14 protein-coding genes and 1 tRNA gene are annotated in these 16,660 nt (G+C 39.8%); 11 read left to right on the top strand and 4 right to left on the bottom strand.

Annotated elements, in window-relative coordinates:
* Positions 1 to 9 precede the first annotated feature (9 nt).
* The 6 genes from R3D71_10290 to cutA all read left to right on the top strand — a co-directional run bounded on the left by R3D71_10290 (position 10) and on the right by cutA (position 5,970).
* Positions 10 to 798: a DUF1189 family protein gene (locus R3D71_10290; GenBank protein ID MEZ5692034.1), complete on the top strand. Its 789-nt coding sequence runs from the start codon at positions 10 to 12 to the stop codon at positions 796 to 798.
* Positions 795 to 2,240: an amidophosphoribosyltransferase gene (gene purF / locus R3D71_10285; protein ID MEZ5692033.1), complete on the top strand. Its 1,446-nt coding sequence runs from the start codon at positions 795 to 797 to the stop codon at positions 2,238 to 2,240. The genes R3D71_10290 and purF overlap by 4 nt, the downstream gene beginning before the upstream one ends.
* Positions 2,240 to 2,947 (top strand): SDR family NAD(P)-dependent oxidoreductase, encoded by a 708-nt coding sequence (locus R3D71_10280; protein ID MEZ5692032.1) that lies wholly within the window; start codon positions 2,240 to 2,242, stop codon positions 2,945 to 2,947. The genes purF and R3D71_10280 overlap by 1 nt, the downstream gene beginning before the upstream one ends.
* 72 nt (positions 2,948 to 3,019) lie before the next feature.
* Entirely contained in the window at positions 3,020 to 4,054 is a 1,035-nt protein-coding gene (locus R3D71_10275) for a hypothetical protein (protein ID MEZ5692031.1), read from the top strand.
* 40 nt (positions 4,055 to 4,094) lie between these two features.
* Complete coding sequence (gene murJ, locus R3D71_10270) at positions 4,095 to 5,645, top strand: murein biosynthesis integral membrane protein MurJ (protein MEZ5692030.1); 1,551 nt, start codon at positions 4,095 to 4,097, stop codon at positions 5,643 to 5,645.
* A gap of 4 nt (positions 5,646 to 5,649) precedes the next feature.
* On the top strand, positions 5,650 to 5,970 hold the full coding sequence (gene cutA / locus R3D71_10265; GenBank protein ID MEZ5692029.1) for a divalent-cation tolerance protein CutA: 321 nt from the start codon (positions 5,650 to 5,652) through the stop codon (positions 5,968 to 5,970).
* A 153-nt stretch (positions 5,971 to 6,123) separates the two neighbouring features.
* On the opposite strand, the gene R3D71_10260 is transcribed toward cutA, so the two are convergent.
* Together R3D71_10260 and R3D71_10255 are read right to left on the bottom strand one after the other, a co-directional pair.
* Complete coding sequence (locus R3D71_10260; protein MEZ5692028.1) at positions 6,124 to 7,197, bottom strand: hypothetical protein; 1,074 nt, start codon at positions 7,195 to 7,197, stop codon at positions 6,124 to 6,126.
* Between the two features lie 105 nt (positions 7,198 to 7,302).
* Positions 7,303 to 8,079 carry a methyltransferase domain-containing protein gene (locus R3D71_10255; protein ID MEZ5692027.1) on the bottom strand — a complete coding sequence of 259 codons (777 nt, stop codon included), beginning with the start codon at positions 8,077 to 8,079 and terminating at the stop codon, positions 7,303 to 7,305.
* A gap of 86 nt (positions 8,080 to 8,165) precedes the next feature.
* Here R3D71_10255 and R3D71_10250 point away from each other — a divergent pair, with 86 nt between their 5' ends.
* Together R3D71_10250 and R3D71_10245 are read left to right on the top strand one after the other, a co-directional pair.
* The gene (locus R3D71_10250; GenBank protein ID MEZ5692026.1) at positions 8,166 to 10,145 is read left to right on the top strand and encodes a lytic transglycosylase domain-containing protein; all 1,980 of its coding nucleotides are present in this window, start codon (positions 8,166 to 8,168) and stop codon (positions 10,143 to 10,145) included.
* Between the two features lie 182 nt (positions 10,146 to 10,327).
* Positions 10,328 to 10,404: transfer RNA gene (locus R3D71_10245), tRNA-Met, on the top strand.
* A 263-nt stretch (positions 10,405 to 10,667) separates the two neighbouring features.
* On the opposite strand, the gene R3D71_10240 is transcribed toward R3D71_10245, so the two are convergent.
* Positions 10,668 to 11,789, bottom strand: coding sequence for an acyltransferase (locus tag R3D71_10240; GenBank protein MEZ5692025.1), 1,122 nt, complete (start codon positions 11,787 to 11,789; stop codon positions 10,668 to 10,670).
* A gap of 62 nt (positions 11,790 to 11,851) precedes the next feature.
* Entirely contained in the window at positions 11,852 to 13,285 is a 1,434-nt protein-coding gene (locus R3D71_10235) for a hypothetical protein (GenBank protein ID MEZ5692024.1), read from the bottom strand.
* A gap of 332 nt (positions 13,286 to 13,617) precedes the next feature.
* Here R3D71_10235 and R3D71_10230 point away from each other — a divergent pair, with 332 nt between their 5' ends.
* Genes R3D71_10230 through R3D71_10220 form a run of 3 tightly spaced genes read left to right on the top strand, consistent with a single transcriptional unit; the run spans position 13,618 to position 16,655 of the window.
* Positions 13,618 to 14,097 (top strand): toxin-activating lysine-acyltransferase, encoded by a 480-nt coding sequence (locus R3D71_10230; protein MEZ5692023.1) that lies wholly within the window; start codon positions 13,618 to 13,620, stop codon positions 14,095 to 14,097.
* Positions 14,094 to 14,567 (top strand): hypothetical protein, encoded by a 474-nt coding sequence (locus R3D71_10225; GenBank protein ID MEZ5692022.1) that lies wholly within the window; start codon positions 14,094 to 14,096, stop codon positions 14,565 to 14,567. Before R3D71_10230 ends, R3D71_10225 begins: the two co-directional genes overlap by 4 nt.
* A gap of 12 nt (positions 14,568 to 14,579) precedes the next feature.
* Entirely contained in the window at positions 14,580 to 16,655 is a 2,076-nt protein-coding gene (locus tag R3D71_10220; protein MEZ5692021.1) for a hypothetical protein, read from the top strand.
* Positions 16,656 to 16,660: the final 5 nt, after the last annotated feature.

Below are 16,660 nucleotides of genomic sequence, written 5' to 3'. Positions count from 1 at the left end.
AGAGAGAAAATGCAGAATACATCAATATTGAGAGCGATTCCTAAGGCTTTTTATTCCGGTGATATTTATCGGGAGGTGGCTAGAGATTGGCAGGGATTTGGTTTTCTGTATATGTTTGTTTTAACATTGATCATCAGTGTACTGGCGACTGTTGTTCTTATATTCTATACATCAGCTATTGATCTTAAGAAGCCGTTTGATTTTGAGTTTTTTATTAATCAAGCGCCGGTAATGACCATAAGTAACGGAGTTTTATCTACAGACGTTCCGATGCCTTATTACATTAAAGATCAGAAAGGGGTTGCTGTTGGGATCATTGATACTGACCGTCCGGTTACAGACTGGTCAGAGCGTATGGATGAGTATAATGTATATTTTGTCATTGGCAAAGATATGGTATTGGTAAAGAAGGGTTCTAGGACTACTGAGAAGAGGTTGTTTAATATACCGAAAAATACTAATGAGATAATAAATCAAAGTTATTTACGGAGTTTTGTATTGGACATTATAAATAATCTTTGGATTATCGTGATAGTGGTGATGATTATAGCGTTTATAGGGAGTTATTTGTTTGGGATTGTTAGTTTGCTGGTGTATGGTTTGCTCGGTCTTGTTATTAATCTATTTATGAAAACTGACCTTTCTTACAAAGATTTTGTTCGTTTATCAGCGGTGGCGGCGACCGCTAGCTCGTTATTCGTGGCGTTGCTACTGGTTGGTATTAATGTATCGCTCTGGGTTTATTTCTTTGTGGATATGATTTATCTACTTTTTGCGACTAAGGTGAATCAGAGATGACACCATTTGACGATGATAAACTACATGAAGAATGCGGAGTATTCGGGATATTTGGGCATGATGACGCTTCGGCGCTTACCGCTTTGGGGTTGCATGCTTTGCAACATAGGGGACAAGAGGCCGCTGGTATAGTTTCGCATGATGGTAAGCATTTTTATGCTCATCGCGCGCAAGGGCTGGTTGGTGATAATTTCAATTCGGCGGATATTATTGGTAAATTGAAAGGTTACATGGCGGTTGGACATAATCGTTATTCAACAACTGGTGAGACTTTGCTGCGTAATGTACAGCCGTTATTCGGTGATTTTAGTTTTGGTGGGCTTGCGGTTTCTCATAACGGTAATCTTACTAATGCTCTTACTTTGCGCCGTCAGTTGATAAATGAAGGCTCTTTGTTTCAGTCAACTTCTGATACGGAGGTAATTATCCATTTAATAGCTGTTTCTAAACAGACGAGTGTTGAGGATAGGCTTTGTGACGCGCTTGCAAAAGTGGAAGGGGCTTATTCGTTGGTGGTGATGAGTAATGATATGCTGATTGGGGTAAGAGACCCGTACGGAGTTCGCCCACTGGTAATGGGCAGGCTCGGTGATTCCTATATTCTGGCATCGGAAACCTGCGCTCTTGATATTGTCGGTGCTACTTATGAGCGGGATGTTGAGGCTGGAGAGATGGTAATTATAACTGGCAGTGGTGTTCGTTCACTAAAACCATTCGCAAGCACACGTCAGCGTTTCTGTATTTTTGAGTATGTATATTTTTCTCGCCCTGACTCAATTAGTGAGGGACGGAATGTTTATGAGGCACGTCAGCGTATTGGAGCGTGGTTAGCCCGTGAAACTAGTGTTAAAGCTGATGTAGTCGTTCCTGTGCCTGATTCTGGTATACCCGGTGCCATTGGTTATGCTAAGGAGTCCGGCATACCGTTTGAGCTTGGGATAATCCGTAATCATTATGTCGGGCGGACTTTTATTGAGCCATCGGACAATGTCCGCCATTTGGGAGTAAAGCTTAAACATAACGCTAATAAAGAGATTATCGCTGGAAAACGAGTGATATTGGTTGATGATAGCATTGTGCGTGGCACCACCTCAAAAAAGATAGTAACTATGATAAGAGAGGCGGGAGCGGCGGAGATTCATATGCGTATAGCGAGTCCGCCAACTACTCATTCCTGCTTTTATGGGGTTGATACGCCAAGACGTGAGCAATTAATGGCATCAAATCATAGTATAGAGGATATGGGGAAACTAATCGGTGTGGACAGTTTGGATTTTATCTCTATTGACGGGATGTATCGGGCGGTTGCTGGAATTGAGCGTGACGCGGAAAAACCTCAATTTTGTGACGCTTGTTTTTCCGGTAATTATCCAATAGCGCTTACCGACGCTGAAAATAGTGGGTTACAGGATGATTTATTCTCAGAAAGGGCGTATAGCTGATGTCTGGCAAGCTTGATAATAAAATAGCTTTGATAACCGGCGCGACGCGGGGGATTGGTTTTGCGGTCGCTAAAAGGTTTGCCGCTGAGGGAGCGCAGGTTATAGCGGTTGGGCGGAGCAAAGAGGGTCTTGAGAAACTTGATGATGAGGTAAAGGAAACTGGTGGGAAAGTAACTCTTGTTGAGATAGATCTACTGGATAATGAGAAGTTAGATATGTTAACACGGCTTATCGCCGGTCGTTTTGGCAGGTTGGACATATTAGTTGGTAACGCGGGGATTCTTGGGGATTTAACTCCTGTAGCTCATACTGAAATGAAACAATGGGAGAAGGTAATAGCGATTAATCTTACCGCTAATTACAATCTCATCCGTCATTTTGATACTTTGCTAAAAGCCTCACCAGCGCCAAGGGCGATGTTTGTGTCGTCAGGTGTTACCAATGGCGCGCACGCTTATTGGGGGGCGTACGCGGTGAGTAAGGCGGGGCTGGAAAAGTTGGTGGAGACTTACGCCGCTGAGAACGCTAAAACTAGTCTCAGAGCGAATTTTATTGATCCGGGAGCTGTGCGCACTCGGATGCGGGCTTCGGCTTTTCCCGGTGAGGATCCTGATACATTGCCGCACCCTGATGAAATTACTAATGTTTTTGTAAAACTCGCTGGTGATGATGTGGCTGAAACTGGTAAAAAGTTTTTTGCTCAGTAGTTAAGATATAGTTTGCCTTGATATTAAAAATTGTTTACCTTTGTTCTTTGATTAATGTTCAGGAATATAAAAATGTCAGAGAAACAACAGGCGGCGCTTGCGGAACTAGACAAAGATCTTAAAAAAAATTATGAGAATATAAAAGATAAATTACGCTCTCTTTATAATGATCTTCAGATAAAGTTGTCTGTTATTCCTGAAGGTGACAATTCCATACATTTCTATTACGCTGACTTAAAGGGTAAACTTACAGAAATTCCAGCGGAAGATAGTAACAAGCTGGGGGGAAATACAGAGGAAGCTAAAAAGCATAATCTCTTGGCAAAAAATATTCCAAATAATGCTAATCGTATTATCACTCGTGGTAAAATAAACGCTGACTCCATTCCTTATGGTTTATCGGTTTATGCAGGTGATGATATAGTTTTAGACGCGTCGGAAGCTGACATTCTTGCTAGTGGAAAGAATATTTCCATTAATGAGATGAATGATCACAGTAATAAATTAGAGCATAGTCTGTATGCGAAGGGTAATGTTTCTGCTGGTTTTGTGGGTAATAACCCCAGCATGGGTAATAACGCTGTATTGGCTGGTGGTGACATAAGTGTTTTAGAGTCAGATGTGAGTTTATTTGCTGGTAGTAACGTTGATGCCCATAGGTTGAGTGGTATGGTTAACGCTGTTGGTGATATAAAAGCTGATTTTGTCTCACCTAAACATGATGATATATTCCCTCCAAAATTGATGGCTGGTGGTAGTATCGTAGTAAAAGATGCTTATGCAAATATGGCTAGCGGTAAGGATATTATTTTCACTGGTGATAACGTTAAGTTAATCGGTGGCTATCGGGCTAAAAATAGTATTTCCGCTGCGGGAATAGATCATAGTTACTACAATGACACAGAAGTTCAGGATTATTATGATGGAATACCAATTGTAACCCCTAAACTACATTCCACTGATACAGAAAAACCCGAAAGTTTTGTTGGTGAACATGTCCATGTAAATGACTGGAAAAAACACATAGAAGATATGAACAAACCATCATCACGGACTGGAAATTTGTCGCAGGCTAAGAAAGAGGCCGCTTCTCAAGAGAGAAAATAATCAGTTGGATTTATTTTTGTGATTGAGATAAATATTGACCATGTCAATATTGAAATCCACCATAACCATTAGTTTTTACACCTTGCTCTCACGAATACTGGGTTTTGTTCGTGACATAATCATAGCCTCTAGTCTGGGGGCGGGGTTTTTATCTGACGCTTTTTTTGTCGCTTTCAAGCTGCCGAATTTCCTGCGCCGGCTGTTCGCGGAAGGAGCTTTTAATTCCGCTTTTGTCCCACTATTTTCTGGCACTCTTGTTAAGGAAGGACAGAGTAGAGCAAAAGAGTTCGCGAGCGAGGCAATGTCGTTTCTTCTGCTGGTTTTGCTGGTTGTTGCCGGTGTGTTCATTATCGCCATGCCTTATCTGATGTATGTTCTCGCACCCGGATTTTCTGATGATATGGACAAGTTTAATTTAACGGTGACGCTAACTCGTATCACCATGCCTTATATTATTTGTATTTCGTTGGTATCTTTGCTTGCGGGTATTCTAAATAGCGGCGGAAAGTTCGCCGCCGCTGCCGCTACTCCGATAATACTTAATTTATGTCTTATCATAATACCTTACGTCATTGGTGATTTAGTACCGACTCTTGCCCACGCTTTTGCCATAGCGGTTACGATTGCCGGAGTGCTGCAATATTTATGGTTGGTAAGGTTTTGTTTGCGGCAGGATATGTTGCCAAAATTTGTCCGCCCACGTTTTACCTTGAAGGTAAAGCGGCTTTTGGTGTTGATAGCGCCGGCGGCGCTGGGAGCAGGGGTGGCGCAGATAAATCTGTTCGTGGATATAATCATCGCCTCACAGTTTGATGGTGGGGTTTCTTACCTATATTACGCCGATAGAATAAGTGGCTTACCGCTTTCTATGATCGGGGTGGCGGTAGGCACTGCCTTGTTGCCGCTGCTTTCACGGCAGATAAGTGAGGGAAAACGTGCGGAGAGTTTTAGTAGCCATAACCGTTCTATTGAGCTGGCGATGTTTCTTACGATTCCTTCTTCTGTCGCGTTGTTTATTCTCGCTCAGCCAATAATCAGCGTGATGTTTGAACGTGGGGAATTTAAGGCGGCTGATACTATTGGTACTTTTCACGCGCTGATGGCTTTCGCTCTTGGTCTTCCAGCGTTTATTCTGGTAAAGATATTGGTTCCAGCTTTTTACGCCAATGAGGATACGAAAACACCATTTAAGATCGCTACCATTTGTATTGGGGTGAATATATTTTTTAATCTGTTGCTGATGATTCCGTTGCAGCATGTTGGGCTGGCGCTTGCTACTTCTATCGCCAGTTGGGTAAATGTCATTCTTCTTTTGCGTAGCTTGCGGAATAAAAGCTGGATTTTAGTTGAGAAACAAATGTTATCACAGATGATAAAAATATTCGTGGTAAGTCTTATTATGGGAGTTGTATTATGGTTGCTCGTGCCGTTTGCCATGCCTTATATGGTAAGTGATGCAGAGCAGTATATAAGGTTTATATCACTTATACTACTTTGTCTTTCTGGTGTAGTAGTTTATTTCGTAGCCGGATTTATATTTGGTGTGACGCAAAGTAAGCGATTTTTGTTGGGAGCGATAAGGAGAAAATAGAGTTATGGTTAGTATGTTATATGTAACTTTCGCCTCTAAGAGCGACGCGGTTATGGTCGCTGAGAAGTTGCTTGCGGAAAATCTTATCGCTTGCGCTAATATACTGGAAGGATCTACCTCTATTTACCGTTGGAAAGGAAAAACCGAGCGGCAACAGGAAGTGATATTGCTGGCGAAAACTACTAGTGAAAAAGTAGAAAAATCTATGAGGAGAGTTAAGGAGCTACATGGTTATGACCTTCCATGTGTGCTGTCATTTAATGCTGATACTGGTTTGCCAGAATTTATGGATTGGGTAGCGGGTGAAGTCGTTCGTTATGAGTGATATGATAGGGTTAGTAGTTGACTGTGGCAATCGCATTTAGATACAATGTCACCCCGCATTTATTGCGGGGTCTGGTGGATTGCAGGACAATCCAGTGAAAAGCTCTGCTTTTCACAACCGGATGCCGTCATAAAGACGGCATGACACAGTGTGTCAGCCGCCACGTTGTAGGTTGAGTGGTTTCATACTATTCATTCTGTTCATCCATTTGCGTGTTGGAATGTCCTTTTTATCCACAAATTCGGGCTCGTTTTTTTCCTTGAAGTCTTTTATCTCGCGTTTAATCAAACCCAGCCACTCTTTTTTCTTTTCAAGGTCAAGACCGGATTCAACCATCGTATCCAGCTTTTGCATCAACTCTTCCGCCTTCTTTTCGGTGGAGACTCTGAGTGGATAACCGTTTTTTACCAGCCTGCCATCTTCACTTACTGGAAACCCACCATAAGGATCGGGATGTATTTTCCCTTCACCGATATTTTTACGTACCGTATTTTTTATAATTTTAGGAGAATGACCAAGACTATCGGGGATAAAACTGTAATTCCCATTTTTTTCTATGAACTCCCCGTTCATCCCGAAGATTTCGTTGGATAGAGCCTTTTCTAATAATTGTTTTATGCGCTTGCGGTGATTGGGGTGGGGAATGTTTTTATCATCGTAATTATATTTTTTAAGGTCACTAATAACAGCCTGTAAGCTGCTTGCAATTTTGTCTATCGGCTCAGCGAATCTGTCAGCGTGTAGCTCATCTAAATGCAGCAGTTTGTTAGGAGTAAGCTCTCCTTGCTCAACAATTGTTGTTCGTTTTTTATCTTTATTCTTATTCGTTTCATAATAACTCCCTCTAGCGGCATAACTGTGATAAACATGTCCCCATTCGTGAGAAATAACGGCTATAGCCTCTCTCATGGATTGCTGTTTACGTAAATAAGGCAATCCTATGATAAGCTCATGATAAGTAGGATCATAACTCATATTATCAAGATCTTTATCTATCATGATGGCATATAATGGTTTGGGGGTCCTACATATTTTCCCCGCTCCATACGCCACTTCAAGCCCAGGCTTGATAAGTTGTTCATAAAGTTCCGGATGTATTTCTTTTATGTTGGAAAAGGGAAATGATACTCTGTTAAAATCCATAATTTTTTCTAGCTTATCCGCCAGTTCTTGAGGGGTCAGGGAGGATTTATGAGTATTTTTTGAATTTGTTTTATTAATTTCCATGTATGATCTTATAGCATAAACATTATGGGGGTGCATTAATTTTTATTAACAATAGTCTATGCCCCCAGTTCTAGGCTATATAAATAATAGATTGTTTTTCCTGAATTATTTTCCTATATCCTTTTTTACGGTCATTGCTGGTTTAGGGTTATTTATCGCCGTGCGGTATTTTTTCGCTTCCACCACTGGCTGACAGGTTGGAGCGTATAGTTGTTTTTCCGCCTCAACCAATATTATTCCACCTAGTATTCCCTCCAAAAAATCCCCAAAAAAACGGCATATGAAGTCTCCAATTTTTTCCATTCTGGTGGCGGCTTTCCATAAAATATTTATTTTGGTTGGTGGCATGAATAGAGCAGACTTTACTTTTGTGACATTAAACTGGTTTTGACTTAACAGCTCACACATTTGAGCTTTAGTAAATGGTCTGCCATAACCGAACGGGCTGCTAGAGGAGCGTGACCATAAACTTCTTCTATTGGGGATAACTATAAGTATTTTGCCATTTATAGATAATACCCGCCATAATTCCTCAATCATCGCCGATAGTTGCTCACTATTTTCTATAGCGTGGATTAGGAGAATTCTATCAATTGATTCGCTAGCGAATGGTAATATATGCTCATGTGAGATTATTACTTTATTATCCTTACCATTTGGCCAATAGGCAGCCCCTTGTCTAGCGGGCATACAGGCGGTAAGAGAAGTTGAATGTTCCATGTATGGTGAAAGGTAAGGAGTGGCGTAGCCAAACCCAACCATAGATTTATCTTTTTCCTCTGGCCAAATACGCAATATACAGCGGGCTATCAGATTGCGCACGGATTCACCGAATTGTGTGGCGTAAAAGCGGCGTAGTGTTATTATATCAGGATCGTACATGTTATTTGGTTTTATTTGTTATTTACGCTATGTTACATTCCCCAGGCTTTATGTATAGCATAATCGGTATAAAATAAGATTAATTCATGAGTAATTTCCTTAAGTTTTTATTGTCTATATTATTTATGGCGTATGTATGTACACTGTCGCCATATTCTTTCGCAGAAGACAGAAAAGAATTTGATTTTACAGGAAAAATTTTCAATCTAGCTAAAGAAAAAAGATGGGATGATGCTCTATACAAACTCAGTAATAGCAGTGATAGCGCTTTGTTAACTTTAACCAAATGGCGTTATTTGGTAGCTAGAGATTCTGATCCTGGGTTTTATGAAACGGTGGATTTTTTGAATAAATACCCAGATTGGCCGCTACGTGATAGGATTTTGGTAAAAGCCGAAAGAGCGATATTTGCCGATATGGTGGATAAGGATATGGTCATAAAATGGCTTACCGCTAATCCGCCAATTACTGGTGTTGGCAAAATGGCACTTGCTGACGCTATGCTTAAGAAGGGTGGATATAAGCAAAAAGATATAAAAAAACTGGTAGAGGAAGCGTGGATTTATGGTGACTTTAATAATGACGAGGAGAAATACTTGTTATCACGGTTCGCTAAATTTTTGAGCGATAAAGATGATATAAAAAGAACGGATCGTCTTTTGTGGGAAGGTAAGATAATCAGCGCTAAACACATGCTGGACAGGCTTCCTAAAAAATACGCTAATCTTTATAAAACTAGAATGTATTTGATGTTGGATAAAAGAGGAGTGTCTAAGATGTTGCGCGCTCTGCCAGCGTCAATGAGAAATGATAGTGGTATTATTTACGAACGGATGCGCTATCGTGACAGACGTAAGGATGAAAAAGGCGTAAGAGAGATGTTGCTTGGCGTTTCTGGTAAAGTGCCTTATCCAGAGAAATGGTGGTATTACCGCAAGAAAATTATATATTCCGCTATAAGTAAAGGTGATATGAAGCTGGCTTTACGGCTTGCCAGTAAGCATGGTCAAGTTGATGGAGCGTCGCAGGCGGATGCTGAATGGATTAAAGGTTGGTTATTACTCAGATATGGTAACAACGCTGGCAAGGCGGCTAGTATTTTTGAGCGGATGTTTGACAAGGTTGGTTATCCGATAAGTAAATCCAGATTTGCCTATTGGGCGGGGCGGGCTTATCAGAAAATTGGTAAGTCTGATAAAGCAAATAGTTGTTTTAAGAAAGCGGCTAATTATCCGACTACTTTTTATGGGCAGCTCGCTATTAAGTCACTTGGCGTTTCATTTTCTATAAATAGTGATGATAATATCTCAATAAATTCCCGTGATAGGGAGAAATTTTATTCTCGGGATATTGTGAAGGCGGCGATAGTTAGTCTTAATTATGGTGAGGAAGAAATAGCTGATTATCTTTTAGGTCATTTGGTGATGAATGCTGCAAGCAAAGAAGAAGCTGCACTTGCAAGTGAGATTGGCGTAAAATATGGTAAATTACATATTAGTGTTCGTAGCTCCAGAAAAGCTATGCTTAACAATATTATATTGCTTGATAAAACCTATCCTATTCTTGGGTTGTATGATGAGCATATTTTGCCGCCAGAGCTGGTGCATTCCATAATTCGTCAAGAAAGTGAGTTTAACAGAGAGATAACCAGTAGCGCGGGAGCACGTGGGCTTATGCAGGTAATGCCAGCAACAGCAAGACACACAGCTCGTAAGAGTGATATAAAATATAGTAAAGACAGGTTGTATGATGAGGATTATAATATAAATATTGGTAGTCTTTATCTTAGTCGGATGCTTGATAATTATGATGGTTCACTGATTTTAGCAATAGCCGCTTATAACGCTGGTCCGGGTAATGTTAATAAATGGATAAAACAGATGGGAAGACCTACTGGTGATATTAATTCCAGAATAGACTGGATTGAAAAAATACCTTTTTCCGAGACTAGGAATTATGTGCAACGTGTATTAGAGAATTTACAGCTTTATAGACATATTATTAAAGACGGTAATTTTTCAGATAAATCAAATGGTTTAAGGATAGAAGAAGATTTATTGCTATAGACTTTGTTATATCTGTGTAAAATGTTTTGTTTAGATACAATACTTGCTTTGCTCAGAGAATTGCTTGTTCTTGGTGGTTATTTAGATGATAGTTATTCCAAGCGAAAATTACTTAATCAATGCTTGTACGAACAGAAAAATTGTTGTAGAAGGTATTCCCTTCTGGAATTTCGGTATATTGACGCGGGGTGGAGCAGCCTGGTAGCTCGTTAGGCTCATAACCTAAAGGTCGTCGGTTCAAATCCGGCCCCCGCAACCAATGAGTCCGAGGTACATATCTATCGGAAAGTACACGACATCTGGTAATCACCTGTTTCCAATGTCTTGCCAGCGGCGTTGTCCAAATCTTCCTGAATCATTTTCATCTGCTGAATAACAGCCCGTTTTGCTGTTTCAGGCTCTACCGCTCTTGCAGCACAACAACTCCGCCGCTCGTGGATCTGCATCGAAATGGATGCCACTTACCACCAGAGTGCCGTTAACCGTTTAACGTTAGCCAACGGATAGGAGAGAGTTATGATATTAACTTTTTGCCGATTTCTTTTCAAAAAGAGGCAATATTCTTTTCATCTTTGCGTTACGTTCGATAAAATACCACGACATCCAAGTAACCAAGATAATTGTAGGGACAGCTATTGAAAATAATACAAAGATCTCTGTAGTGCTACGTGCGTTCATAGAGCCGAACATATACATTCCCGTAAACCATAATATGACATAATGCCATAAATACAGGCTGTATGAGCACATAGATAGACCAGTGAGCATTTTTATTACTTTTGTCTCTTTATATTTTATAAAAAAACTTTCACTAAAAACCAGACCAAGCACCACCAGAGTAACAAGAAAATATTTTTTTATGTTATAGGGGTTTTGCGGTAAATATTCCCAACTCACATAGATTACGCTGGTTACTGCGACAGCAAAAAATAAAATCTTATTAAGATTTGATGTAAAAAATATACGCAAATAAGATAAGTCTCTGATAAAATATATCGCGATCCCAAATAAGAATGGAGTAACTAGATGTGGTAAAGGAACTATCTCACTTTTTAGTAAAAAAAAAGTAAGAAAACCTGTTATAACTAGCGAGATTGCTTTTATTAAGTAGTTAGTTCGTAATATCGCTAACATAAAAAAGGGTAATATGCTATAAAATGCGAGTTCATATGTAAGAGTCCACATCGGAGCGTTCCAGTGTGGATTAAGACCAAACATCCCTCCTATAATGTTACTCAGATCAAAATGGTCATATTTTTCCCATGCCGACCAATTTCCCGACATAGTCCGGTAGTGCCAGCTGATACCAACAGAAACCAACACTGTTATGAAGGTTAGTGACCATATACGCAGCATACGTGCCGCATAGAATATGGTTACGGCTTTTGCTATATTATATTTATTAAAATATTTAATAAAACTGGCAGTTGTTACAAAGCCACTAAGCACAAAAAAACCAATAATTGCTATGTCTGACCCTCGTAGAAACGCGTGATATACGAACTTAAATGTGGGACTAATTCTTAAAAACACATCATCAATGCGCGCAAAACAATGCCAGAGTACGACTTCTAAAGCACATAGACCTCTTAGTAGCTCAAGGGACAGGTAAAAGTTATTTTTTGTGTTTGTCTTATTATTCATTTACACGGATAATTTGTAGTTGAAATAATCTCAGCAAGATTTTATATACGATTACTTTATATTTAATTATTGTTCAAAAAGTTAACATCTATATTTTCATCACTAATCTTGCCAAAGATTCCATCTCCTATGGTAAAGTAATCTATCTGTTTAATGTCAAAATCATGAAGGTTGGTTTTAGCGATTTCTTTGCCGTTGTTGGTAACAGACATAGAGTTTGAATCTATCGTGATTACTAGATTTACATTACTGTCAATGACAGTTGTTAAACAGTTACTATCAGTTTTGCTATAAATCCTGCCATATTCATTGGCCTGAGAATCTGTCATAAAGGATGGTTTTGGAATATCTTTACTCCATCCACCTAAATTTGAAGAAGATATAAATAGAGAGTTTTTATAATTAACCATAGATGTCGCGCGCTGTCCAAAAAATGAATAGGCAGGATATTTGCCATTATTACCAGATTCTAAATTAGACAGATAGGGAACATCTCCATCTTTTACTACTGGATGTGAGAATAGTCTTTTTGTTTTTATCCAACCGTTACTCTCTAATGGCTTTTCCCAAACCTCACCTTGTGGCCAAAAGCCAGCATATAAATCACCGCAAAACATTGAAACAGATTGAAGCTCACGATTCTTATGCTCCGTATCATCATAGGGGCTAAGAGGTGTTGGTGTTATAATTCCATCCCCCAATTTCCAGAACCTACCAGTTGGGTATTCGCCAAGCAATGTTCCATCTTTAGCTCTTATAGAAGAATATAATTGTGTTTTATAAAGAGCATCAAAGTCTTTTGCTTGCTTGTCACATTTAACTCCGCCGTCAGAAGTCTTTTTTCCTCTACACCATCCCTGCCTATTATGAAACAAGACATCGCCTCTATTAGTAACGGCAACCGTATTTAACTCATTGCCGCCATAGGCAAAGACTATGGATTTAGGTGTTGTAGCAATTTTATTACAATCATTAGGCTTAGATAATTTACACGCCTTTACTACCCAGTCTCCATTTTTCTCCGCTCCATAAGAGTATTGATAACCTATATTTTTGAATGGCTCAGGAGATATTTTAACGGGATTATTATCAAAAATATATTTGCCAATTTTAGAGTCTTTTAGAGGATAATAATCACCGTCAGGTGCATCAAATAAAAACAGCTTCTCATCTGACTTTATTACGTATGCACTACGTAAACTCTCTATAGTTCTAGGTAAGGCAATAAATTCTGAATCCATATTAGGGGTTCGTACGAACATATGAATCTCACCAAGCGCGCTAGATGCGGAGTAGGTGTTCCAAGTTAGTGGAAAGCCCGCTGAGAAAACTAGTTTATTGTCTTTGGAGTAAGCGGATATTATCGTTCCACTAATAGTAGAATCAATAAGCTTAGTAGGTGATGAAACATTTATGGTGATTTTATTGCCAGAAGTCGGGACAGAAATTTTGTTTTCTGGAGTTTTTTCAACATACTCCCACTTTTGAGTTTCCATAGTCACGTATGATTGCTTTTGGAACCCCTCACCTTTGAGAAAAGCATTTTTTAATAGAACTACTGCAATTAGTGTAAATACTATAGGAAGAGAATATAAAAACAGCTTTTTCATTAGTTACTTGTCCTTAGCACTTTTAATATAGGGCATTTTTGGCTGTTTCTAGCATAAGGATTTTTTTCCTACAATAGCTATTGGTTACAAGCGGTATAATTAAAACCATCTAATAGTACTAATTTTTCATTGACAACCATCGGTTGATATAGTTTTTTGTTAACTCTTTTTAGTCATTAAAAGTTAAAATATTTATGATTGGTTTAGCAAAGCCTCAGATGGTTAATAACAAAAATAATATTCTGGCTATTATGCCGCCTGATAAGCGCAGCCGTTTGCTTGGTGATATTTTAACTCTTATGACCGCTTCCTCCGCCCATGCTGATTATAAGATTAAGCATTTTAGTGAAGTTGTTCTGCCGCCAGTGCAGTTAAATCAATATCGTATTTATCATGACGCAAGTAACAGACCTGTAGGCTTTGTGTCATGGGCGAAGTTTTCTAAAGAGGTGGAGGATAAATTCTTAAATGAGTCCAAGCCGCTTACTTTAGAAGAATGGGCAAGTGGTGATATTATCTACATTATGGAGTTTATCGCCCCGTTCGGACACGCGAAAAGAATTATCAGCGACCTGAAAAAACACTACCCAAACCACAAAGCCCACGCCGTGCGCTTCAACCCAGCAACCAACTGCAAGAAGCTGATGGTGTTTGCTAGTGAGGGGAATGTGATAGATGAGAGGAAGGCGGAGGGATGAGAAAATTTTTATATATATTTATGCTGCCAATATTACTGGCGGCATGCACGCGATATTCAGAGGCAGAGTTAATGGAAATGATGGATACCAGCTATTCTACAGGCTCAGCAAAGGCTGATAAGGAATTAGCTGAATATATTGAGGGAGCAAAGATGGGTAATAGCGATTCTCACGTTGCTCTTGCGGAAGTCTTTTGTGGTGAAGTTTGCTTTACTCCAAATGATAATCTACCTGATGAGAGAAAAGAAAAATTGTTAAAAGCCTTTAAATGGAGAAGTAGCCTTGGTGTCAAAACTAGCTATGTTAAAGCGTATGCTCACTTCCTGTTAGCTGATAACTTTAAAATTAGCTACAGAAAGACTAGAAAATCACTTGAAAAACATATGACTAAAGAGGAAATCGATAAAGCAAATTCTCTTACACACATCTGGCAAGAAAGAGAAGAAAAATATAGAAAATCTTATAGATAAGGGAAATGAAAAATGTCTACAACCTATCAGCTTATATTTCACGTTACGGATAATGGAGGTTTTCCAAATGTCGGGCATACTTTTGTAGAACTTAAAGCTATTAATGATGGCTCATCAAGTAGTGTGTATCGTGGGAAATGGCCGGAAGATCATGGAATAGGCTCGTTATATAGTGATGAATCTATACATGATGAAGCTGCTTTTACTCAGCATATTGATAATCAAGGTTATGAGCATGTCCAGTCTATTCCGATAGAATTAACAGAAGCTCAATATATCGCCGCAATGGATGAAGCTCATGGTTATGCTATCATACCCCCAAAAGGTTTGGTTGATGATCGTGAAAATTATGTGTTTCTTGCCCACAATTGTGTTGATTTTGCACAGGATGTATTAGAAGCCACTGGCATTGGTGGCACTATATTGGATTATTTTTCTGACGGGGCGATAGGCTTGGACACTCCAGTTGAAATATATATGAGGCTGTCATTTGGAACGACCGTAATTACGGATGTTAAAGAATTTTTCATACAACTTACTAGCTCCTCAGACACTAACGGGATACATTTATTTAACGGTATTGAAGGGCTAGCCAACGAAATATCATTTGATTTTGATGGCAGTGTGAATGCTTATTTAGAAAGCCGCTTTGGTGCCAACAAAATAACAGATACCAATACCATATCTATCAGCGGTACGAATGTGTTTAAGATTTCTGATGCTATTGGTGGTACATTTACCAATCTGGATGGAATTGATATTTTAGAAGATTACAATAGCGGCTATGCGATTAGTCTTGTGGATGACAACAAAATTATCAATGTCGCTAACGATTCTTACTATTTTAATGAAGTAATAGATTCTGTAGAAAACCTCGCCACATCCACAGCCAATTTTATATCCACGCAGGTGGATGAGGCAACCCAATGGTTCACTAATGGTGAAGGCGCGCAACTTATATTCGCGCAATGGCTGGGTGCTAATATGCAGAATTTGGTTGATGGCAATCTAAGTGCGGATGATGCTTTTATCAGCCTCGCTCAATTTTTTGGTGAGCGTATCCTTGCCGATCAAATTGGTAATATCGTTACCGTAAATGATGCTTCTGCTGTTATACAGGACTCATTGCAAGAATTAGGGGTGGACGCAGGTCTGGTGGAAACTCTATCTGGCGATCTCGCAACCGCGCTTTCACGCATGGCTGTGGACTTCGCTTTACATTCTGATGGCTGGAATAGTCAGCAATATATCAATGCTGGGATAACTACTATTTCAGGCGTTGTTGCCGCACGTTACGCAAAAGAAATATTCCCTAATTCTGTAACAGATGCCAATGCCACAGTAGCGGCAATTACTACCGCCGTAAGCGGGCTACTAAACAGTAATGGTTTTGATAGTGGTGATTGGTTAAATTTAGGGGCGCAAGTTGGCATAGCCGCTGGTTCTGTTATTGCCGGTGATGCAATTGCAACAGCGATAATTGGCTCATCCGCCGCTGGAGGGCCTGTTGCGATTGTTGCAGCAGCTGTTGTCGCCCTTGTTGCTGGTAAAATTCTTGGTTCACTCTTTGGTAGCAAGAAGTTCTACGATGGTGAGTTTGGCGATCCGAATTTGGTTCTTAACAGCATTTATCAAGTTCAGCAAATAGATGATGGCAATGGCGGAACTATACCTGCATTGGTGGCGGTGAACGCTAATGGCTCAACTATTGTCTCACAAGGTATCACCACTATTCTGGGTAATACTGGGCAAGACGTTCTTGTGGGGACAGATGCGGATGACTCTATATTCAGCGGTAGTGGCTCTGATTATCTGGAAGGTAAAGCGGGTAATGATACGCTGGTGGGTGATGTTGGTAGTGACCATATATCGGGCGGTGATGGTGATGACTTTATCTCTGGCGGTGCGGATGATGATGTTATTTTCGGTGATGGTGGCAATGACACCATAGTATCTGATGATGGCGATGACCGGTTCGTTGTAAATAAAGGCGAGGGGCTAGATACCATCACAGATCCCGAAGCGGGCGATAGGGTGTCAGCCAACGACAATTACATTGGCTTAAATATTTATGCTAAGTTGGGTTGAGATTA

The sequence above is a fragment of the Rickettsiales bacterium genome (genome assembly GCA_041396965.1).
Lineage (GTDB): Bacteria > Pseudomonadota > Alphaproteobacteria > Rickettsiales > SXRF01 > SXRF01.
Note: the sequence above shows the minus strand (reverse complement) of the source record. Positions and strands in the feature narration are given on the sequence as shown.